Genomic DNA, 21,471 nt, shown 5'->3' on the forward strand with positions numbered 1-21,471 from the left:
GCCGGACGATGACCGTCGCGAGGGATCAAGCCAGCTCGCCAAGATGCCGGCAAACCCAATTGGCCTCTTCCGATGCCGTACGCCGAAAGTGCCGTTTAAAGTCACGGCTGAACTGGGCGGGGCTGGCATAGCCGACCGATGCCGCGACCTCCGCGATCGTCCCGTCGTGGCGCGCGAGCATCAACCGCGCCTCGTGGAGCCGCATCGCCTTTAGATACTGTATCGGACTGCTGCCCGTCAGGGCCTTGAAATGGACGTGGTAGGAGGGGACGCTCATGCCTGCTTCCCGCGCCAGCGCGGCGACCGAAATCTCGGAACTGTAGGTTTCGCGCAACCGTGCCAGGCTTCGCACGATCCTCCCGGACGTGCCCCGCTGCTGCAGGGCTGAGATCATCGCACCGCCCTGCGGGCCGACGAGCACGCGGTAATGCAGCTCGCGCAGGATGCCTGCTCCCAGAACCGCAAGCTCGACGGGATCACCCAGGGCCTGCAGCAGACGCAGCAAAACGTCCTCGATAACAAGTTCCATTCTGCTCGATACCAGGCTCCGCACCTTGCCGGCCTTCGGTTCGAAACCTCTCACCCCCACTTCCGAGGCGATCTCCGCAGCCAGAAGCATGTCGAACTCGAGGTAGACCGCAAGCAAGGGGCGTTCTGCGCTGGCTGAGGACTCCATCCGAAACGGAACGGGTACCGATACGGCCAGATAGTGCTCCTCATCGTAGAGATAGACCTCGCCTTCAAGCACCCCCTGCTTTCGGCCTTGCAACACGAATACCGCACCCGGCTTGTAGAGCACGGGAACGTCGTGAAGGACCGTCTCGGTCCTGAGAATGCGCACGCCGGCAAGCCCGGTTGGGTTGTATCCCTGGCGAGGAGCAAGAAGCCCCGCCAGTTCCACCAGCTCCTGACGCTTCGACCTCCCATTCTCCATCTTCATAGGATTTGGCAAGGTATTCATAGTTTTCACAGTCGATGGCAGCAGTTTCGAAGATTATCAGTCAGTGGCACTCACCAATCAAGAAGAGAACGCCAAACATGTCACGAAAAACCTTCTTCATCACCGGCGCGAATTCCGGCTTCGGCTTCGCGATCGCAGCGGCCGCGAGCCGCCAAGGCCATAAGGTTATCGGCACAGTCCGCTCGGAACAGTCGCGGGCAGCTTTTGCGGAACGCCTGCCGGCGGCACGGTCCGCCCTATGCGATGTGACGGAGTTCGACCGGATAGCCGACATTGTTCGACAGGTCGAGGAGGAGCATGGACCGGTCGACGTACTGATCAACAATGCCGGCTACGGTCACGAGGGAATTCTCGAAGAGTCGTCCCTCGAGGAAATGCGGCGTCAGTTCGACGTGAACGTCTTCGGCGCCGTCGCGGTCGCCAAAGCCTTTCTGCCGCGCTTTCGCGAAAGGCGCAGCGGCTTCATCGTCAACGTAACCTCCATGGGCGGCATGATCACCATGCCCGGCATCGCCTACTACTGCGGAAGCAAGTTCGCCCTTCAAGGCATTTCGGAAGTCATGCGCGCGGAGATGGCGCCATTCGGCGTTCGAGTAACCGCCCTATGCCCTGGCTCCTTCCGGACGGACTGGGCCGGACGCTCGATGATCCGGACCGAGCGCTCGATCGCGGACTACGACGCGTTGTTCGATCCGATCCGGCAGGCCAGGCAGTCCAAAAGCGGCAAGCAGCTCGGCGATCCGGATAAGCTCGCAGCAGCCGTATTGAGCCTGATCGAGTCCGACGCGCCTCCGCCACAACTCCTGCTCGGCAGCGACGCCCTTGGACTTGTATCGGACAGGATCGAGCGTCTCAAAAGGGAGATCGAAGCATGGAAATCCGTCACCGTGTCGACGGATGGCTAAGAGCACCGGCCATCCCAATGGCCGGAAGCCTTCATCGGCTTTGCGCTCGGCCTATCGATCTGAACCCTGGCTGTTGAAACGATCGGCGCGGAAAACGACGTCGCCAAGATAACGCTGGATCTTGTCCTCGAGAAGTTCGGGGCTGATCGGTTTCGACAGGCAGTCGTCCATGCCCGCCTGCATGCATGCGATGCGATCGACATCCAGTGCCTGTGCCGTTACCCCGATGATGGGCACGTGCCATCCCTGCTCGACTTGCGCCTCGAATTGCCGGATCATGCGCGTCGCCTGATGGCCGTTCATGACCGGCATGGAAACATCCATCAGGATCAGCGATGGCCGCAATTGACGCCATGCGTCCACCGCCGCCTGGCCGTTCTCCACGACAAGGAAGCGAAGTCCGGTCGCCTGCAGGATCTGCGTGAAGACGATCTGGTTCACCTCGTTGTCCTCGGCCACGAGAACGTCGATGGCGTTGCCCGGGCTGGCAGGCGTCATGCGGTCGGTGGCCTCGATCGCGGCTGCGGCCTCGGCCTCTAGCGGCAACGGCCGGGCAGCAGCGTCCGGCTGCTCACCGGCCTTCTTCCGCCGCGATGCGCGCACGACATCGATGATCGTGTTGCGCAGCACATTGGCACGCACGGGTTTCATGAGATGCGCCTGACCATTGACGGCGGTAAAATCCTTGTCGCGGCCGGCGACGCCCATCGACGTCAGAAATACGATCGGCAGCGCCTCGAAGCGTGGGTCGGCACGCACGGCACTTGCGATCTGATAGCCGCTCATGCCGGGCATGCTGTAATCGACGATGATCGCTTCGACCGATACGCCCATATCGAAGGCGGCATCCAGAATGGCAAGCGCGGTCTTGCCGTCCTCGGCCGCATGGCTGTCGAAGCCCCATTGCGCCAATTGCTCAGTCAATATGCGCCTATGGGCCTCATCATCTTCCACGATCAGGATCCCGGCCCGCTTCACGTTGGCCGGCAGCTCCGGAACCTCGGCGCGTGGGGCGACCAGCGGCATGGAAAGATGGACCGTGAAAACCGATCCCTTGCCCCATTCGCTCTCGACCGACAGGGAACCACCGAAAAGATCGACGAGACCCGCCGTAATGGCGAGGCCCAAACCTGATCCTTCAAGGCGCCGTGCAAAGGAAGAATCCGCCAGCGAAAATTTGTCGAAGATCGTATCGAGCTTCTCGGCGGGAATGCCGATCCCGGTATCTTCGATGCGGAGCACGAGCAGTATGTTGTCGTCCGGCGCGGACTGGCTGTCCAGTTCCACCAGCACATGGCCGCGTTCGGTGAACTTGATCGCATTGCCGACGAGATTGGTCACGATCTGGCGGAAGCGGCCGGCATCGCCGAGCATCGCCGCCGGCACGCCCGGAGCGATGCGCACCATCAGCTCGATATTCTTTTCCGATGCGGCGGCGGCCAGCAGCGTCGCTATGTCTTCGACAGCTTCGGCGGGGTCGAATGCCATCTTGCGCAGATGCATATCGCCGGTGTCGATGCGCGAGAAATCGAGAATGTCGTTGATGATGGTCAGCAATGCATTGCCAGATTTGACGATGATATCGACAAAGGTCTTTTGCCGCGGATCGAGATCCGTCTTGCCGAGCAATTCCGCCATGCCGAGCACACCGTTCATCGGCGTGCGGATTTCATGGCTCATATGGGTCAGGAATTCGGATTTCGCCCGGTCTGCCGCGTTGCTGCGCGCCAGCAGCAGCTGCAGGTCCGCCTCGCGTTCCTTCATCTCGGTGACATCGGTGAACACCACGGTCCAGCGACGATGCTCGCCGATCGCGGCGCCGAGCTGTATCCAGCGGTCGCCGACGACCTGAAATACGCAGGAGATCGGCTTGCTCGCCGCAATGCTCTCTGCCCATGTTTCCAGCAGAGCCTCGGAACCATTGCCGAAATCACCGCGTTCCGCGCAATAGTCGAACGCCGCGGACCAGTCCCTGCCGACCTCGGTGAGCTCGGCCGGCAGTTTCAGCATGTCCTTCAGCCGATCGTTGGCCAGCAGGATCGCACCATCCTGAACGATCAGCAGGCCTTGCGACATGGCCTGCATGGCATCAGCCATCAGTTCGCCGAGATGCTCCAGCGCCAGCCGCGTCTCGGTGATCTCCCTGGATTGCTGCTTCACGGAAGAAATATCCGTGTAGGACATCAATGTCCGGCCATTGGAAATCTGGCGCGCATCGATGATGACGGATTTGCCGTCGGCAAAATTCACTTCCGTCTGCCGATGCTCGCCCGCCTTGCCCAGCGTGGCCAGCCACGCCTGATATATGTCGTCGATGCTGCGGCCATCGGCGCCGAAACGTGCCAGCTCGTAATGCTTTGCGATGATATCGCGATAGGGGCGGCCTTCGAAGCGATCTTCCTTCGAATATTCCCAAATGTCGTAGAAGGCATCATTGACGTATTCGACGATATAGTCGCCGTTGTGGATAAGGACGCCGATCGGCATCGAGCGGAGGATGTTGTCGAGATCCTGGTGCAGCGCTTCGGCACGGGCCTGCGCCTCGATGAGCTGCATCTCACGCTGCTTCAGCGCCGAAGTATCGGTGACGGAACCCACGGCATAATGCTTGCCATCCGCCGCCGTCGCTCGGTTGAGGCAGATCTTCACCGGGTGCGTCACCTGCCGTCGGTCGACGATTTCGCTTTCGAATTCATGCCCCCGCCCTTCGCGCAGCACGGCTTCGTTTTCCACGAAGAAGTCGTCGGCGCCGACGGCAAACATTTCATGCTCGGTCTTTCCGAGCATTTCGTCACGATCGAGCCCGGTAATATCGGCATGGGCCGCATTGGCATAAATCAAGCGATGGCTGGAATCACGTACGAAGGTGGCAACCGGCAGGCCCTCCAGAACGCTGCGGAAAAAGCCGGCCTCGTCGGCCGGCCTTCGCGCCGCGCCGGCAGCGAAGGCATCGCGCGCGGCAGCCGTTGCGGCAAGGAACACTCCGAATATGTAGACACGATCTTCCGACGGGGAAAAGCTCTCGATCTCCACGCGCGAACGTTGGCGGCCCCACGCATCGAAGCACAGAGCGACCTCTTCGGAACCGAAGACAAGAGCGCGACGCTCCTTGTCTTCCCTGTCGGCGCTCTCGCCGGCATCGAGGAGGTCCTGGCTGCGGTTGCCGATGAAATCGGAAATATCGCGGCCGAAAAAACGCGCATAGGCATCGTTGACGGCGACGTACCGAAGCTCGCTGTTCTTGATGTAGGCGGGCCTGTCCAGATTGGCGATCCGGCGGCACACTATGTCAAGCAGTTCACCGTCCAGGGTCAAACGGAGCCCCTCTTCTCACCGCGCATGATAGTTCATGAAACGACGCTCTAGCACGATTGGCTTTAACAAGGCGTTAACCATGTTTAACCGTCACGGCAACGTCGCGTTCAGACTATGCGCTATCCTATAACGGTCATGCCTTGGTCGCAAACGACAGCGGCACGCCGAGGCAAACTCTGCCAAGAATCCGTCAATGGACAATTGGGAGCGAGCGCCATGAGCGACGAAGGAAGCTTGACCTTGAACGAAGCCCAGATCGCAACGGCGACGGGCGAACGGCGGCGGCGGGCCGGAGGGCGCGGTGCCGAACGCAGCCGCAAGCCGAGCGGCACGAAGTACCTTAATCTCGTCAACAATCTCGCTCGCACGGAACTGCTGTCGCCCGAAGCGCTCGATGATATTCACGATGCCTCGCTGACCATCCTCGAAGAGATCGGCATGGACGTCATCCTGCCGGAAGCACGCGAGCGCATGAAGGCTGCCGGCGCCGATGTCACCCCGGGCAAGGAACGCGTACGCTTCGACCGCAACCTAATCCTGGAGCTGATCGCTTCCGTTCCATCGACCTTTACCTTGCATGCCCGCAATCCTCTTCGAAATGTCCAGATTGGCGGCCGCAATCTCGTCTTCGCACAGGTCGCCTCGGCGCCCTTCGTCGCCGATCGCGAAGGCGGCAGGAGAGCCGGAAACCAGGAGGATTTCCGCAAGCTCATCAAGCTCGCCCAGTCCTACGACGTCATCCATATGACCGGCGGCTATCCGGTCGAGCCCATCGATATCCATGCCTCGGTGCGCCATCTCGATTGCCTCTCCGATATCGTGAAGCTCACCGACAAGGCCTTCCACTGCTATTCGCTCGGCAAGCAACGTAATCTCGACGCGATCGAGATCGCCCGCATCGGCCGCGGCATCAGCATGGAGCAGATGGAGCGCGAACCCTCGCTCTTCACCATCATCAACTCCTCCTCGCCGCTGCGTCTCGACGGGCCGATGCTGCAGGGCATCATCGAAATGTCGTCGCGTGGACAGGTGGTGGTCGTCACGCCCTTCACGTTGGCGGGCGCCATGGCGCCGGTGACGATTGCCGGCGCGCTGGTGCAGCAGAATGCCGAAGCGCTGTGCGGCATCGCCTTCACGCAGATGGTGCGCAAGGGCGCGCCGGTCATGTATGGTGGCTTTACCTCGAATGTCGATATGAAGACGGGCGCGCCGGCTTTCGGCACACCGGAATACATGAAAGCCGTCATCTGCGGCGGCCAGCTCGCCCGCCGCTACGGCATCCCCTACCGCACATCCAACACGAACGCCTCGAACACGCTCGATGCCCAGGCGGCCTACGAATCGGCGCTTTCGCTGTGGGCGCTGACCCAAGGCGGCGGCAATTTCGTGCTGCATGCCGCCGGCTGGAGCGAAGGCGGCCTGACCGCCTCCTTCGAGAAATTCATCCTCGATGTCGACATGCTGCAGATGGTCGCCGAATTCCTGACGCCGCTCGACGTCAGCAGCGACGGGCTGGCGCTGGATGCCGTGCGCGATGTCGGCCCCGGCGGGCACTATTTCGGCACGGCGCATACGCTTGCCCGTTACGAAACCGCCTTCTATTCGCCGATCCTTTCGGACTGGCGAAACCACGAGACATGGGCCGAAGCCGGGCGGCCCACAACCTACGATCATGCCAACCGCGTCTTCAAGGAAACGCTCGCGCGTTACGAACGGCCGCCGCTCGATTCCGCAATCGAGGAAGAGCTCGACGCCTTTGTCGCAAGACGCAAGGAAGAAGGCGGCGTTCCAACTGATTTCTAGTTGAAAATCAAAGGCTTTTACCAGTCTCATCATGAACGAAATTTAATGTCGCGACCCTCTTTTTAGCCGCGACTTCGCCCCCTTTTCCACGCACCTTCAAGCTCGGCTTCGGCTGGGAGGCCGCTGTTTTTTTGGAAAGGGATGTCAATGTCTGTGCTTCGCAGTTTAACGACGGCCGGTTTGATCGCGCTGACACTCGGTAGCGCCGCGGCCGCAACCACCACCACTGCCGGCGCCTCCGAGCGCGGCGCCATTTTCGGCGGGCTTGCCGCCGGCATCGTCGGCGGCGCATTGGCCGCCGAGGCGGTCAGACCGGCCTATCCTTCATATTATCCGGCCTATCGAACCTATTATGCTCCAGCCTATGTCCGCGCCTACCCGAGCTGCTATTGGGCATGGCGCCATGATGGCTGGGGTCGGCCCTACCGTGTCGAAGTCTGCCGCTGACGACGACGCAAACTGCGGATGGCTTTCGCCATCGGCGTATCCGATCTCGATGCCACTGGATTTCCGGCGGCATTTTCGTCCGCCTGTTGAAAAGCTTTTTGCCCACACCCCTTGACTTTGGTCGCGAATAAGACCAAATGCGCCTCAGCTTTCACCTTCCGGCCGCCGCGTGAGCGTGCCCTGCGGGACTTGACGTACGCAAGAGAAGGACAAAAGCGCCTTAGATAACAGGACCGCACCCAAGGCGGTCAGATGCGCTGGAAAGCTTTTTTCCAACTTACAAGTTCCCACTTCACGCGGGGTTCTTGACGCCAGAGACAGACCGGACCGCATGGTGCGATCCGGCCTATTTGCTTTGGCGCCCCCGAAAGGTATTGAATTGACCGATTTTCACTCGCTTGGTCTCTCCAAGCAGATCGTCGATACGCTGTCGCAGAACAACTTCGCCACCCCGACGCCGATCCAGGCGCAGGCGATCCCGCTCGTTCTCCAGGGCCGCGATCTCGTCGGCCTCGCCCAGACCGGCACCGGCAAGACTGCCGCCTTCGGCCTGCCGATCATTGAAATGCTGTTGAAGGACGCCAAGCGCCCCGACAACCGCACCGTCCGCACGCTGATCCTCGCCCCTACCCGCGAACTGGTGAACCAGATCGCCGACAACCTCAAGCTGTTCGTCCGCAAGACGGCGCTGAGGATCAATGTCGTGGTGGGCGGCGCCTCGATCAACAAGCAGCAGCTGCAGCTTGAGCGCGGCACAGACATTCTCGTCGCAACGCCCGGCCGCCTGCTCGACCTCATCAGCCGCCGCGCCCTGTCGCTCGGCCAAGTCAGCTACCTCGTCCTCGACGAGGCCGACCAGATGCTCGACCTCGGCTTCATCCACGATCTGCGCAAGATCTCGAAGATGGTCCCGGCCAAGCGCCAGACCATGCTGTTTTCGGCGACCATGCCGAAGGCGATCGCCGACCTCGCTTCCGACTATCTAACCGACCCGGTCAAGGTCGAAGTATCGCCTCCGGGCAAGGCAGCCGACAAGGTGGAGCAATATGTTCACTTCGTTGCCGGCCAGAACCATAAGACCGAGATCCTCAAGGAAACGATATCAGCCAATCCGGATGGCCGCGCCATGGTCTTCCTGCGCACCAAGCATGGTGCCGAGAAGCTGATGAAGCATCTCGACCACGTCGGCTTTGCCGCTGCCTCGATCCACGGCAACAAGAGCCAGGGCCAGCGCGAACGCGCGCTCAAGGCTTTCCGTGACGGCGAAATCCGCGTGCTCGTCGCCACCGACGTCGCCGCTCGCGGCATCGACATCCCCGGCGTTTCGCATGTCTACAACTACGACCTGCCGGAAGTGCCCGACGCCTATGTTCACCGCATCGGCCGTACCGCGCGCGCCGGCCGCGACGGCATTGCCATCGCTTTCTGCGCTCCGGATGAAATCCGCCTGCTGCGCGACATCGAGCGCCTGATGGGCATCGAGATTGCCGTTGCCAGCGGCGAAGCTCCGGCCGATCGCGGCCGCCCGGCTCGCGGCAACAGCCGCGGCGGTAATCGTGGTGGCGGCCAGGGCCAGGGTCAAGGTCGTGGTGGCGCAGGTCAGGGACGCCAGGAAGGCCGTCCCGCTCGCCCGGCTCGTCGTCCATTCCATGACAACGAAAACGGCGAAGCTCGCGGCCAGGCCGGTGAACGCCAGGATCGCCGTCCCCGCGAAGATCGCCCGCAGCGTGAGAACAACCGCAACGCCGATTTCCGCGGCCAGCGCCGCAACGAGCAGACACCGCGCCCGGAAGTGGACAACGATCTCGCATCGACGTCCGATTTCCGTCCGGCACGCAAGCCGCATCACGGCAACTCGGCGAATGGCAACGGCGCAGCTCACGAGGGCGGCGCCCATCGCGGACAGCGCCATGCACATGGCCGTCCTTCGGGCCGTCATGGCGAGGAGCGCGGTCAGGGCGAACAGCGCAACGGCGGCAACGGCCGCGTGAAGCGCCGCGGCCCCGGCAATGGCGGTCAGCGTCGCGAACGCGCTTGATTACAAGAAAAGGGGGCCAATCGGCCCCCTTTTTCGTTTCAGCAAATGAGCCTATTCCGGCACGATATCCGCCGTGCGCCGGTTGGTGAGATAGACACCGATCACCACGACCGCAGTGCCGATGATGATCGGCAGCGTCAGTGGTTCGCCAAAAGCAATCGCAGCTTCGATGGCGACGGCGGGCGGCATCAGGTAGATCAGCGATGCGGCGCGCGACACCTGCCCCCTGCGGATCAGGTAGAGCAGCAGCCCGACGGCGCCCATGGACAGGCCGAAGACGGACCAGAGCATTGCGAGAATGGCCTCATGCGTGCCGTCGAAGCGGACACCTTCGAATATGAAGGCGAGCGGCACGGTGACGATCAGTGCGCCGACATATTGCAATGTCGCGATGGTTCTGAGGTCGCCGGTCTGCAGGTGGCGCTTCTGGTAGAGCGTGCCGTAGGTCACGGAGACCATCGCCAGCAGATTGACGATCAGAGGAACGGCAGACTGCCAGAGATTGGCCGTATCCGTCGTCAGGAGCTTCGGCGAGATCGCGATGGCGATGCCGAGGAAGCCGAGTAGCAAGCCGATGCGCTGGATCGGCTGCAGGCGCTCACCGACGAGGAATGGCGCCGCCATGGCCGTCATCAGCGGCTGTAGCGCCGCGACGATGCCGGAGATCCCGGCCGGTACGCCTACTGCGATCGCCCACCAGAGACCGGCCAGATAGATGCCGTGCAGGAAAATGCCGGAATAGATGGCCCGGAACACGCTCGACCAGTCACGCGGCCACCGGGCGCCGACGATCGAACACAGCAGCACGAAGGCGAGTGCCGACAGGCTGTAACGGATCATCAGAAAGGTGAAAGGACCCGCATGCTGCGAGGCATATTTGGCGACGATCCAGCCGGTGGACCAGAGTAGGACGAAGATCGCCGGCGCGAGTTTATCGAGGGACATGGAAATCGGACCGATATGTTTGGCGCGTCGGAGCCGGAATCCTGGTCGAACTCGGGGTTTCGCGCGGAGAGGTTGAAGGCTGATAGCCGATGGCGGCGGAGCGGTCAAAATCGATCTGCTGAAAACAGCGATCAATTTTTCTTCACGCCCGGCGAACCATCGCTCTGGTTTCAGGAACGTCAGTCACAACCCAGGCGTTCAGTCCGCAAAAGAAGCAGATGCTCAAATTTTGATCCGAGCATTGCGGCGAAACCCGGCAAGCAACGGCCAAATTATACTTAAACGCCTGTAAATCCGGCATTTTTCGACGTTTCGAAATTCGCGATGGCAACTGCGCATAGTTCTTGCATTGTAAAAACCATTGTATTCAAATGGGTGAAAACACGGGGACCGCACCTTTGGCATTTGATGAAATGATTACTGCGGATGAAAGTCCGCGCGCGCCTTACGGGAAATACTTCGAATGGTACTCAGGCCAGGACAGGGGCCACCTCATTGCCAAATCCCGCGATGCGGAAACCATCTTCCGAAAGACGGGCATTACCTTCGCGGTCTACGGACACGCGGACTCCTCCGAAAAGCTCATCCCCTTCGACATCATCCCCCGCATCATTTCCGGCCGTGAATGGCGCAAGCTCGCCCAGGGCATCGAACAGCGGGTCATCGCCCTCAACGCTTTCCTCGACGACATCTACCACAAGCAGGAAATCATCCGCGCCGGCCGCATCCCGCGCGAACTGATCGAGAAGAACGACGCCTTCCTGCCGGAGATGATCGGCTTCCGTCCGCCGGGCGGCGTCTACACCCACATCGTCGGCACCGACATCGTCCGCACGGGCGAAGACCAGTTCTATGTGCTCGAAGACAATGCCCGCACGCCGTCCGGTGTTAGCTACATGCTGGAAAACCGTGAAACGATGATGCAGATGTTCCCCGAGCTGTTCCATCAGAACAAGGTGCAGCGAGTCGAGGACTATCCACTGCTACTGCGCCAGAGCCTTGCGTCGCTCGCCCCTCCCGGCTGCAAGGGCAAGCCGCGTGTCGCCGTGCTGACACCCGGCATCTACAACTCCGCCTATTACGAACATTCCTTCCTGGCCGACATGATGGGCGTGGAACTGGTTGAAGGCTCGGACCTGCGCGTCATCGACGGCAAGGTGAAGATGCGCACGACGCGGGGCTACGAGGCCATCGACGTGCTCTATCGCCGCGTCGACGACGATTTCCTCGATCCCCTCACCTTCCGCCCGGATTCGGCGCTCGGCATCCCCGGCATCATGGATGTCTATCGCGCCGGCAATATCACCATCGCCAATGCGCCCGGCACCGGTATTTCCGACGACAAGGCGATCTACTCCTACATGCCCGAGATCGTCGAATTCTACACCGGCCGCAAGCCGATCCTCGAAAATGTGCCGACCTGGCGCTGTTCGGAGCCAGACAGCCTGAAATATGTGCTCGATAACCTTGCCGATCTCGTCGTCAAGGAAGTCCATGGCTCCGGCGGCTACGGCATGCTTGTCGGACCGACGGCCACGAAGAAGGAGCGGACGGCCTTTGCCGAAAAGCTCAAGAGCAAACCGAACAACTACATCGCGCAGCCAACCCTTTCGCTGTCGACCGTGCCGATCCTGGTCAACAAGGGCATTGCGCCGCGGCATGTCGACTTGCGGCCCTACGTTCTCGTCTCCGACAAGGTGCGGATCATCCCCGGCGGGCTGACCCGCGTGGCGCTGAAGGAAGGCTCGCTGGTGGTCAACTCCAGCCAGGGCGGCGGCACCAAAGACACCTGGGTTCTGGAGGACTGAACGGACATGCTGGGAAGAACCGCGAATGGCCTCTACTGGATGTTCCGTTACATCGAGCGCGCCGAAAACATAGCCCGCCTGGTCGACGCCGGCCAGCGCATGTCGCTAACCCGCAGCGACGCCGTCGATGACGACTGGGACGGCGTCCTGCAAAGCGCCGGTGTGCGCGAAGCCTACGACGAAGTGCATGGCAAGCTGACCGGCGCCGACGCGATCGACTACCTGATGCGCGATCGCTCCAATCCGTCGAGCGTCATGTCCTGCATCGAATACGGCCGCAACAATGCCCGCATGGTACGCACCGCGCTGACCCGCGACACCTGGGAAGCGACCAACGAATGCTGGATCGAACTGAAGACCCTGCTCGGCAAGCGGCTGAAAACGGCCGAATTGCCCGAGACGATCGACGTGATCAAACGGCGGGCCGGATTGATCCGCGGTGCCTTCCACGGCTCGATGCTGCGCAACGAGCTCTATAATTTCGCCCGCATCGGCACCTTCATCGAGCGCGCCGACAATACGGCCCGCATCCTCGACGTGAAATATTACGTCTTGCTGCCGTCCGTCTCGCATGTCGGCTCTTCGCTCGACAATGCGCAATGGGAATCGATCCTGCGGTCCGTCTCGGCGCACCGCGCCTATAAATGGGCCTACGACCCCGAATACAAGCCGGCCAATATTGCCGACTTCCTGATCCTGAACGGGCAGATGCCGCGTTCGCTTGCCTATTGCTACGACAAGATCGTCAGCAACATCGGCTATCTCGGCGCCGAACACGAGAAGCGGCTGCAGGCGCACGAAACAGCCGAAGCCATTCGCCAGTCGCTGCAACGGCTTTCGGTCAAGAACATCATGGATCAGGGTCTGCATGAATTCCTGGAGGATTTCGTTGCAAGCAACAACAAGCTGGGTGCCGAGATCTCTGACGGCTATCGGTTCTACGAGTAGGCGGGCGATATCATGAGACTGACGATCAGCCATATTACCGAATATCACTACGACGAGCCGGCGCAGTTCTCCCTGCAGCGCCTGCGCCTGACGCCACTGGCAGGTGTCGGACAGGCCGTCATCGACTGGAAGCTCACGGTCGAGGGTGCCCAGCCCGAGGTGGAGTACGACGACCAGTTCGGCAATCGCATCACGCTCGTCTCGCTCGATGGCCAGCAGGACGCGACGAGGATCATCGCGTCAGGCGAAGTCGAAACGCAGGATCTGAATGGCGTCGTGGGGCAGCATCTCGGCTTTGCTCCGCTTTGGCTTTATTTGCGGGAATCGCCGCGCACCAAGGCCGGCAAACTGACGAAGGATCTGTTGCGTGGCGTCTCCGGCGACAACGAGCTTGCCCGGATGCATGCGCTGATGAAGGCAATCCACGAGACCGTGGAATACAAGCCGGGCACCAGCGACACGGAGACCACGGCGGAACAGGCGTTGGAGGCAAAGAGCGGCGTCTGCCAGGACCATGCCCATATCTTCATCGCAGCCGCCCGTGCGTTGGACTTACCGGCGCGCTACGTCTCCGGCTATCTGATGATGGACGGCAAGAACGAGCAGGCGGCAACCCATGCCTGGGCCGAGGCGCATGTTCCCGGCCTCGGCTGGGTCGGCTTCGACCCGGCCAACGACGTCTGCCCGGATGCCCGCTATGTCCGCATCGCGACCGGCCTCTGCTATCGCGACGCAGCCCCCGTCTCCGGCATGCGGGTCGGCACGCCAGGCGAAACCCTCATGGTCAAGGTAACGGTGGCAAGCCAGGGGCAGAGCCAAAGTCAGAGCTAGCCCTCCATACGAAGCAGGGCAATCGCATGTGAAATGAGGTCGTTGCCGCGTCCGCCTTCTCCCCTCGGGGAGAAGGTGCCGCCAGGCGGATGAGGGGGGGGCCTGCCAAGAGCACAAAAATCCCCGCATTCAAATCGGTCAGCCCCCTCATCCGACCCTCCGGGCCACCTTCTCCCCGAGGGGAGAAGGAACTTGCGGCGCCGATGTGCCTCAAATGCGATTGCCCTGCATAACAAAAAGGGCGGAACTCTCGTCCCGCCCCTTTTCCTAGTTCCAGAAGATAAACTCAGTGACTATCGCGATTGTTCGGGATTTCCGAGCCGCGCGGGCCGACGAGGAAGTCCAGGTCGGCGCCGGTGTCGGCCTGCATGACCGACTTCACGTAGAGACCGCCATAGCCGCCGGTGAGCGGCTTGACCGGGGAAACCCAGGCGGCGCGACGCTTTGCCAGCTCCTCGTCCGACACTTCGAGCTGGATGGTGCGCGCCGGAACGTCGACGGCGATGATGTCGCCGTTCTGGACCAGAGCCAGCGGGCCGCCATCGGCAGCTTCCGGAGCCGTATGCAGGATGACGGTGCCATAGGCCGTGCCGGACATGCGCGCATCGGAAATGCGGATCATGTCGGTGATGCCCTTCTTCAGCACCTTCGGCGGCAGGCCCATATTGCCGACTTCGGCCATGCCCGGATAACCCTTCGGACCGCAATACTTCAGCACCATGACGCAGTTCTCGTCGATATCGAGATCGTCGCGGTTGATGCGGGCGTGATAGTCCTCGATGCTTTCGAAGACCACGGCGCGGCCCTTGTGCTGCATCAGGTGCGGCGAAGCGGCCGACGGCTTGAGGACGGCGCCCTTCGGTGCGAGGTTGCCGCGCAGAACGGCGATGCCGCCCGACTGCGTCAGCGCCTTCTCACGCGGAACAATGACGTCGTCATTATAGTTGACGACATCCTTGACGCCGGCCCAGATCGTGTCGCCAGTGACGGTGATCGCATCCTTGTGCAGCAGGCCCATCTCGCCAACGGCCTTGATAACGACGGGCAGGCCGCCGGCATAGTAGAACTCTTCCATCAGGTGCTTGCCCGACGGCTGCAGGTTGACGATCGTCGGCACTTCGCGGCCGAGGCGATCCCAATCGTCGAGCGAAAGGTCGACACCGATGCGGCCGGCAAGCGCCAAAAGGTGCAGGACGGCATTAGTCGAACCGCCGACGGCGCCATTGACGCGGATAGCGTTTTCGAAGGCTTCCTTGGTCAGGATATCGGAGGGCTTCAGATCTTCCTTGACCATGTCGACGATGCGGCGGCCGGAAAGCTGCGAGATGACACGGCGGCGCGCGTCGACAGCCGGAATGGCGGCATTGCCGGGCAGCGTCATACCAAGCGCTTCGGCCATAGATGCCATGGTCGAGGCCGTGCCCATGGTCATACAGCTGCCGGCCGAGCGGGCCATGCCCTGCTCCGCATCCATGAATTCATCCAGCGTCATCTCGCCGGATTTGACCATTTCCGAGAACTGCCAAACCGCCGTACCGGAGCCGACATCCTTGCCGCGCCACTTGCCGTTCAGCATCGGGCCGCCGGAAACGAGGATAACCGGGATGTCGACGGAAGCAGCGCCCATCAGCAGGCTCGGCGTGGTCTTGTCGCAGCCGCCGAGCAGCACGACGCCATCGACCGGATTGCCGCGGATCGCTTCTTCCACGTCCATGGCAGCCAGGTTGCGGAACATCATCGCCGTCGGGCGCAGCGTGCTTTCGCCGACGGAGAAGACCGGGAATTCAACAGGGAAACCGCCCGCCTCGTAAACACCGCGCTTCACGCGCTCCGCAAGATCGCGCAAGTGCGCGTTGCAGGGCGTCAGCTCCGACCAGGTATTACAGATGCCGATGATCGGACGCCCGTCGAACGTGTCGGCCGGCAGGCCCTGGTTCTTCATCCACGAGCGATGCATGATCGCGTTCTTGCCGGTGCCGCCGAACCAGTCGTAGGAGCGCAGCTTGCGCGGCCATTCAGCTTTCTTTTTCATGTCTCAGTACCTTTTGCGTCGCCCAGGCCGCCTCGTTCGCGCCTGGGCTTTGAAATCGATGATCAGGCGAGCGTGTAAGCCGTCTTGACGGTAGTGAAGAATTCGGCGGCATATTTGCCCTGCTCGCGCGAACCGAAGGATGAGCCCTTGCGGCCGCCGAACGGCACGTGGAAATCGACGCCCGCCGTCGGCAGGTTGACCATCACCATGCCGGCTTCCGCATTGCGCTTGAAATGCGTCGCATGCTTCAGACTGGTCGTGGCAATGCCGGAGGACAGCCCGAACGGCGTGTCATTGGCCGTTGCCAAGGCTTCCTCGTAATCCTTCACCCGGATGACCGATGCGACCGGCCCGAAGATCTCTTCGCGGCTGATGCGCATCTGGTTCGTCGCCTCGGTAAACAGCGTCGGCTGCAGGTAGAAGCCGGGGGTGTCGCGGTTGACGAGTTCGCCGCCGAAGGCAAGCTTGGCGCCTTCCTGCTTGCCGATTTCGATGTAGTCCGTATCGGTCTTCAACTGCTTGGCGTCGACGACCGGGCCGATATGCGTACCGACCTTGACGGCGTTATCGACATTCAACCCCTTCAGCTTCTCCGTCAGCGCCGCCACGAACCGGTCATGGATGCCTTCGGTGACGATCAGACGCGACGAGGCCGTGCAACGCTGGCCGGTCGAGAAGAAGGCGGAATTGGCAGCCGCCTCGACGGCGACGGTCAGATCGGCATCGTCAAGCACGACCATCGGGTTCTTGCCGCCCATTTCCAGCTGGTACTTGCGGCCATGCTCAACGGAGGAAAGCGCCACGCGCTTGCCGGTGCCGACCGAGCCGGTGAAGGTGATGCCGGAAAGAACCGGGCTGTCGAGCATCGCCTGGCCGACGACGGAGCCCTTGCCCATGACGAGGTTCAGGACACCCTTTGGCAGGCCGGCGCGGTGGAGAATATCGACGATCGCCCAGGAGCAGCCCGGCACGAGATCGGCCGGCTTGAAGACGATAGTGTTGCCATAGCAGAGCGCCGGCGCGATCTTCCAGGCGGGAATGGCAATCGGGAAGTTCCAGGGGGTGATGACACCGATGACGCCGAGCGGCTCGCGGGTGATCTCGACACCGATATTCGGGCGCACGGACGGCAGGACCTCGCCCGCAAGGCGCAGCGCTTCGCCAGCAAAGAATTCGAAGATCTGCGCGGCGCGGATCGTTTCGCCGATCGCCTCGGGCAGCGTCTTGCCTTCCTCGCGGGCCAGCAGCGCGCCGAGCTCGTCCTTGCGCGCCAGGATCTCCTCGCCGGCCTTCTTCAGGATCGTGTGGCGCTCCAGAATGCCGGAACGCGACCATGCCGGAAAGGCGGCCTTGGCGGCCGCGATCGCGTCAGCGACATCCTGCGTGCTGGCGCTCGCATAGAGGCCGACGACTTCGTTCGTGTCCGACGGATTAATGTTCTCGGTGCCGTTCGTCCCGGTCCACTCGCCGGCGATCAAGTTCTGATGAATGGTCATGGCGTCATGCCTTCCTGGATCGTATTGAAAATGCCCGGCCGAACCTTGCGGCCGAGCTCGACGAATTACAGCTGGCGAACAGCCACATTGTCCTCGGCGGCGACCGCCAGCGGATTGCGCAGCGGCAGGCCGAATTCGGCAACTTCGATTTCAAAGACGTCGCCGGCTTCCGGCTTGATGCCTTCCGCGAACGAAAGCGTCGCCGTGCCGAACATGTGCACGTGCACATCACCGGGAACACGGAAGAGGCCGTACTTGAAGTGGTGATATTCAAGGTTGGCGAAGGTGTGCGACATGTTCGCTTCCCCCGAAAGGAAAGGCTTTTCGAAGATCACCTTGTCGCCGCGCTTGATGCGGGAGGTGCCGCGGATATCCTCGGGCGCCGCACCGATGCGGATTTCCGGGCCGAAGCTTGCCGGGCGCAGCTTGGAATGGGCGAGATAGAGATAGTTGATCCGCTCGGTGACGTGATCGGAAAATTCGTTCGAGAGCGCAAAGCCGATGCGGAACGGCGTGCCGTCCTTGGCAATGACGTAGATGCCGGCCATTTCCGGCTCTTCACCGCCGTCAAGCGCAAAGGAAGGCGATACCAGCGCAGCACCCGGGGCAGCGGAGCCGTAGCCGTTGCCCTTGTAGAACCATTCGGGCTGGACACCCTTCTCGCCGGCCTTCGGCTTGCCGCCCTCGATGCCCATCTTGAACATCTTCATGGAATCGGTCAGCGTTTCTTCGGCCGCTTCCGTCGTCTTCTTGTGCATGGAATCGCGCGTGGCGGCGGAGCCGAGATGCGTCAGGCCGGTGCCGGTCAGATGCAGATGGGCGGCATCTGGATGGGTGATCGGTGGCAGGAAACGGCCTTCGGCATAGACCTTTTCGAGGTCGATCGTTTCGCCGAGGCCATGTGCCTCGATGACGGAGACGAGCGATTTGCCGCTGTCGGCCGCTTCCATCGCAAGCTTATAGACGCTGCCGGCATTGATGACGGCCTTGGCAACTTCGCCGGGCTCGCGGCGGACGGCAACGACGATATCGCCGTTCGAACCCTTGATCTGCGAGATGAGCATGTCTTTCATCCTTTCCTAACAGACAGAGATCGGATGCAGTTTACCGTTCCGGCTCTCAGCGAGAGCCGGACTCTGTCATGGATTTGGTTTTAAAGTTTAGGCTGGTCGCGCGTGGCGATCAGCCCTTGTTCTTGTTGTAGACGTCGATGAACACAGCGGCGAGCAGGACCGCACCCTTGATCATCTTCTGCGAGTCCGTCTGGTACCCGAGGATCGACATGCCCTGGTTCAGGACACCCATGATCAAGGCACCGATAACGGCGCCCGTCACCTTGCCGACGCCGCCGGAGGCCGAAGCGCCACCGATGAAGCAAGCCGCGATCACGTCGAGCTCAAGGCCGTCGCCGCCCTTGGCCGTTGCCGAATTCAGGCGCGTGGCGATGATGATGCCGGCGATGCTGGCAAGAATGCCCATGTTGATGAAGGTGTAGAAGGTCAGGCGCCGGGTATCGATGCCCGAAAGCTTCGTCGCCTTCTCGTTGCCGCCCATCGCATAGATGCGGCGACCGATCGTCGTGCGCTGCGTCGCGAAGCCGTAAAGGGCAATCAGCAGCAACATGAGAACCAGGACGTTCGGCAATCCTCTGTAGGAGGAAATCTGATAGCCGATGAAGATGGTCGCGGCGGCGATTACCAGATTCTGGCCGATAAAGAAGCTGAAAGGCTCGACATCGATGCCATGCTTCTCGTTCACGCTGCGACCGCGCCACGCGAGGAGGAACATGACGATCGGGATGGCGATAGTCAGGAAGATCGACGTCGAATGGATGCCGCCCATATCGGCAAAATCCGGAATGAAGCCGGTCGCGACGATCTGGAAGGCCGGCGGGAACGGGCCGATGCTGCTGCCATTGCCGGTCGTGTTGATGATCGTATAGGTCAAGCCACGGAAAACCAGCATGCCGGAAAGCGTGACGATAAACGATGGGATACGATGGTAGGCGATGAAATATCCGTGCCAGGCGCCGACCGCGGCTCCCATCAGAAGACAAATGACCGTCGCGAGCGCCAGGTTCATATGCATCTGCACGACCAGCACGCCCGCAACCGCGCCGACGAAGCCGACCACCGAACCCACGGACAGGTCGATATGGCCGGCCACGATGACCAGCAGCATGCCGAGCGCCATGATGACGATGAACGAGTTCTGCAGCACGATGTTGGTCAGGTTTTGCGGCCTGAACAGAACGCCGTTGGTGAGATACTGGAACAGCAGCATGATGACGACGAGCGCGATCAACATGCCGTATTCGCGGATGTTGTTGCGGATGTGGTCGCCGATCGAAACGACGTGGCTGCTTTCCGTGGCTGGGTTGGCCGAACTCATTGATGCTTCTCCCCTGAGCGCATGATAGCGCGCATGATACTCTCCTGGCTTGCCTCTGCCTTCGGCAGCTCGGCAACGATTCGACCCTCATTCATGACGTAGATGCGGTCGCAGGTGCCGAGAAGCTCAGGCATTTCCGATGAGATCATCAGAACGCCCTTTCCGTCGGCGGCAAGCTGGTTGATGATGGAATAGATTTCGTACTTGGCGCCGACGTCGATGCCGCGCGTCGGCTCGTCGAGGATCAGGACATCCGGATCCGAGAACAGCCACTTCGACAGCACCACCTTCTGCTGGTTGCCGCCGGACAGGTTGCCTGCCTCCTGGAAGACGCCGGACGAACGGATGCGCAGCTTGGCGCGATAGTTCGTCGCCACCTGCAACTCGCGAACGTCGTCGATGACCGTTGCCCTGGAGACGCCCATCAAATTGGCAAGCGTCGTATTGTGCAGGATATTGTTCGTCAGAACGAGGCCGAGTTGCTTTCGGTCTTCCGTAACATAGGCGAGGCCGGCGTCGATCGCCCTGCGAACGGTGCTGGTATCGACCTGCTTGCCGTCGACGAAGACTTCACCGCTGATCTTGTGACCGTAGGACTTGCCGAAGACGCTCATGGCGAATTCGGTGCGTCCCGCGCCCATCAGACCGGCAATGCCTACCACTTCGCCCTTGCGCACATTGATATTGATATCGTGCAGGACCTGGCGGTCGCGGTGCTGTTGATGGAACGCATTCCAGTTCTTGACTTCGAAGATGGTCTCGCCGATCGGCACCGAGCGCGGCGGATAGCGGTCGGCGAGCTCGCGTCCCACCATATTGCGAATGATGATGTCTTCGCTGATCTCTTCCTCGTGGCAGTTCAGTGCCTTCACCGTCATGCCGTCGCGCAATACCGTGATCTGATCGGCCACCTTGCGCACTTCGTTGAGCTTGTGCGTGATGATGATCGAAGTGATGCCCTGGTTGCGGAACTCCATGAGGAGATTGAGGAGAGCATCGGAATCGCTTTCGTTGAGCGATGCCGTCGGCTCGTCGAGAATGAGAAGCTTGACGCTCTTCGACAAGGCCTTGGCGATCTCGACGAGCTGCTGCTTGCCGACGCCGATGTCGGTCACGAGCGTATTCGGAGATTCCCTGAGGCCGACCTTGGCAAGGAGTTGCTTGGTGCGGGTGAAGGTTTCCTGCCAATTGATCATGCCATTGGCGACGACCTCATTGCCCAGGAAGATATTTTCGGCAATCGACAGAAGCGGAACGAGCGCCAGCTCCTGATGGATGATGATGACGCCGATTTCTTCGGAGTCCTTGATGGTCCTGAACTGGCGGACCGCGCCATCATAGTAGATGTCGCCGTCGTAAGTGCCGGCCGGGTAAACGCCCGATAGCACCTTCATGAGAGTAGACTTGCCGGCTCCATTTTCGCCGACCAAAGCATGAATCTCGCCCTGACGGACCTTGAGATTGACATTTTCCAAGGCGTTCACACCGGGGAACGACTTGGTGATGCTCCGCATTTCGAGGATGGTATTGTCCATTGTCCGTATCCAACGC

General features: G+C 61.3%; 15 protein-coding genes. 7 read left to right on the plus strand and 8 right to left on the minus strand.

Going from position 1 to position 21,471, the window contains the following annotated elements; translation table 11 throughout:
* Positions 1 to 25: 25 nt before the first annotated feature.
* Complete coding sequence (locus CCGE531_RS13800) at positions 26 to 961, minus strand: AraC family transcriptional regulator (protein ID WP_120664671.1); 936 nt, start codon at positions 959 to 961, stop codon at positions 26 to 28.
* Positions 962 to 1,038: 77 nt separating this feature from the next.
* On the opposite strand from CCGE531_RS13800, the gene CCGE531_RS13805 reads away from it, so the two are divergent.
* The gene (locus CCGE531_RS13805; protein WP_120664672.1) at positions 1,039 to 1,866 is read left to right on the plus strand and encodes an oxidoreductase; all 828 of its coding nucleotides are present in this window, start codon (positions 1,039 to 1,041) and stop codon (positions 1,864 to 1,866) included.
* A gap of 51 nt (positions 1,867 to 1,917) precedes the next feature.
* Here CCGE531_RS13805 and CCGE531_RS13810 read toward each other — a convergent pair whose 3' ends face one another.
* Entirely contained in the window at positions 1,918 to 5,181 is a 3,264-nt protein-coding gene (locus CCGE531_RS13810) for a response regulator (RefSeq protein ID WP_120664673.1), read from the minus strand.
* A 216-nt stretch (positions 5,182 to 5,397) separates the two neighbouring features.
* On the opposite strand from CCGE531_RS13810, the gene CCGE531_RS13815 reads away from it, so the two are divergent.
* The 3 genes from CCGE531_RS13815 to CCGE531_RS13825 all read left to right on the plus strand — a co-directional run bounded on the left by CCGE531_RS13815 (position 5,398) and on the right by CCGE531_RS13825 (position 9,469).
* A complete protein-coding gene (locus CCGE531_RS13815) occupies positions 5,398 to 6,984 on the plus strand; it encodes a trimethylamine methyltransferase family protein (RefSeq protein WP_120664674.1) in 1,587 nt (528 codons plus the stop codon).
* 147 nt (positions 6,985 to 7,131) lie between these two features.
* Complete coding sequence (locus CCGE531_RS13820; protein WP_120664675.1) at positions 7,132 to 7,431, plus strand: hypothetical protein; 300 nt, start codon at positions 7,132 to 7,134, stop codon at positions 7,429 to 7,431.
* A gap of 331 nt (positions 7,432 to 7,762) precedes the next feature.
* A complete protein-coding gene (locus CCGE531_RS13825; protein ID WP_120664676.1) occupies positions 7,763 to 9,469 on the plus strand; it encodes a DEAD/DEAH box helicase in 1,707 nt (568 codons plus the stop codon).
* 51 nt (positions 9,470 to 9,520) lie between these two features.
* On the opposite strand, the gene CCGE531_RS13830 is transcribed toward CCGE531_RS13825, so the two are convergent.
* Positions 9,521 to 10,414, minus strand: a complete 894-nt coding sequence (locus CCGE531_RS13830) for a DMT family transporter (RefSeq protein WP_120664677.1) — start codon at positions 10,412 to 10,414, stop codon at positions 9,521 to 9,523.
* A 398-nt stretch (positions 10,415 to 10,812) separates the two neighbouring features.
* Between CCGE531_RS13830 and CCGE531_RS13835 the strand changes: the two genes are divergently transcribed.
* From CCGE531_RS13835 to CCGE531_RS13845, 3 genes are read left to right on the plus strand one after another with little or no spacing between them, the layout of a single operon-like run.
* Complete coding sequence (locus CCGE531_RS13835; protein ID WP_120664678.1) at positions 10,813 to 12,222, plus strand: circularly permuted type 2 ATP-grasp protein; 1,410 nt, start codon at positions 10,813 to 10,815, stop codon at positions 12,220 to 12,222.
* Between the two features lie 6 nt (positions 12,223 to 12,228).
* Positions 12,229 to 13,170 (plus strand): alpha-E domain-containing protein, encoded by a 942-nt coding sequence (locus CCGE531_RS13840; protein WP_120664679.1) that lies wholly within the window; start codon positions 12,229 to 12,231, stop codon positions 13,168 to 13,170.
* A 12-nt stretch (positions 13,171 to 13,182) separates the two neighbouring features.
* Positions 13,183 to 14,001: a transglutaminase family protein gene (locus tag CCGE531_RS13845; RefSeq protein ID WP_120664680.1), complete on the plus strand. Its 819-nt coding sequence runs from the start codon at positions 13,183 to 13,185 to the stop codon at positions 13,999 to 14,001.
* Between the two features lie 286 nt (positions 14,002 to 14,287).
* Here CCGE531_RS13845 and araD read toward each other — a convergent pair whose 3' ends face one another.
* The 5 genes from araD to mmsA form a co-directional block, all read right to left on the minus strand.
* Positions 14,288 to 16,033, minus strand: coding sequence for an L-arabinonate dehydratase (gene araD, locus CCGE531_RS13850; RefSeq protein ID WP_120664681.1), 1,746 nt, complete (start codon positions 16,031 to 16,033; stop codon positions 14,288 to 14,290).
* 62 nt (positions 16,034 to 16,095) lie between these two features.
* Positions 16,096 to 17,529: an aldehyde dehydrogenase family protein gene (locus CCGE531_RS13855; RefSeq protein ID WP_120664682.1), complete on the minus strand. Its 1,434-nt coding sequence runs from the start codon at positions 17,527 to 17,529 to the stop codon at positions 16,096 to 16,098.
* Between the two features lie 65 nt (positions 17,530 to 17,594).
* Positions 17,595 to 18,593 carry an AraD1 family protein gene (gene araD1, locus CCGE531_RS13860; protein WP_120666828.1) on the minus strand — a complete coding sequence of 333 codons (999 nt, stop codon included), beginning with the start codon at positions 18,591 to 18,593 and terminating at the stop codon, positions 17,595 to 17,597.
* A 118-nt stretch (positions 18,594 to 18,711) separates the two neighbouring features.
* Complete coding sequence (gene mmsB / locus CCGE531_RS13865; protein WP_120664683.1) at positions 18,712 to 19,920, minus strand: multiple monosaccharide ABC transporter permease; 1,209 nt, start codon at positions 19,918 to 19,920, stop codon at positions 18,712 to 18,714.
* Complete coding sequence (gene mmsA, locus CCGE531_RS13870; protein WP_120664684.1) at positions 19,917 to 21,455, minus strand: multiple monosaccharide ABC transporter ATP-binding protein; 1,539 nt, start codon at positions 21,453 to 21,455, stop codon at positions 19,917 to 19,919. Before mmsA ends, mmsB begins: the two co-directional genes overlap by 4 nt.
* Positions 21,456 to 21,471 lie beyond the last annotated feature (16 nt).

It is taken from the genome of Rhizobium sp. CCGE531 (genome assembly GCF_003627795.1).
Classification (GTDB): domain Bacteria; phylum Pseudomonadota; class Alphaproteobacteria; order Rhizobiales; family Rhizobiaceae; genus Rhizobium.

What these genes read in the sequence shown, in the direction of transcription:
- CCGE531_RS13800 (WP_120664671.1), bottom strand. Translation starts at nt 961, where the DNA reads ATGAATACCTTGCCAAATCCTATGAAGATGGAGAATGGGAGGTCGAAG.
- CCGE531_RS13805 (WP_120664672.1), top strand. Translation starts at nt 1,039, where the DNA reads ATGTCACGAAAAACCTTCTTCATCACCGGCGCGAATTCCGGCTTCGGC.
- CCGE531_RS13815 (WP_120664674.1), top strand. Translation starts at nt 5,398, where the DNA reads ATGAGCGACGAAGGAAGCTTGACCTTGAACGAAGCCCAGATCGCAACG.
- CCGE531_RS13820 (WP_120664675.1), top strand. Translation starts at nt 7,132, where the DNA reads ATGTCTGTGCTTCGCAGTTTAACGACGGCCGGTTTGATCGCGCTGACA.
- CCGE531_RS13825 (WP_120664676.1), top strand. Translation starts at nt 7,763, where the DNA reads ATGGTGCGATCCGGCCTATTTGCTTTGGCGCCCCCGAAAGGTATTGAA.
- CCGE531_RS13830 (WP_120664677.1), bottom strand. Translation starts at nt 10,414, where the DNA reads ATGTCCCTCGATAAACTCGCGCCGGCGATCTTCGTCCTACTCTGGTCC.
- CCGE531_RS13840 (WP_120664679.1), top strand. Translation starts at nt 12,229, where the DNA reads ATGCTGGGAAGAACCGCGAATGGCCTCTACTGGATGTTCCGTTACATC.
- CCGE531_RS13845 (WP_120664680.1), top strand. Translation starts at nt 13,183, where the DNA reads ATGAGACTGACGATCAGCCATATTACCGAATATCACTACGACGAGCCG.
- araD (WP_120664681.1), bottom strand. Translation starts at nt 16,033, where the DNA reads ATGAAAAAGAAAGCTGAATGGCCGCGCAAGCTGCGCTCCTACGACTGG.
- CCGE531_RS13855 (WP_120664682.1), bottom strand. Translation starts at nt 17,529, where the DNA reads ATGACCATTCATCAGAACTTGATCGCCGGCGAGTGGACCGGGACGAAC.
- araD1 (WP_120666828.1), bottom strand. Translation starts at nt 18,593, where the DNA reads ATGCTCATCTCGCAGATCAAGGGTTCGAACGGCGATATCGTCGTTGCC.
- mmsB (WP_120664683.1), bottom strand. Translation starts at nt 19,920, where the DNA reads ATGAGTTCGGCCAACCCAGCCACGGAAAGCAGCCACGTCGTTTCGATC.
- mmsA (WP_120664684.1), bottom strand. Translation starts at nt 21,455, where the DNA reads ATGGACAATACCATCCTCGAAATGCGGAGCATCACCAAGTCGTTCCCC.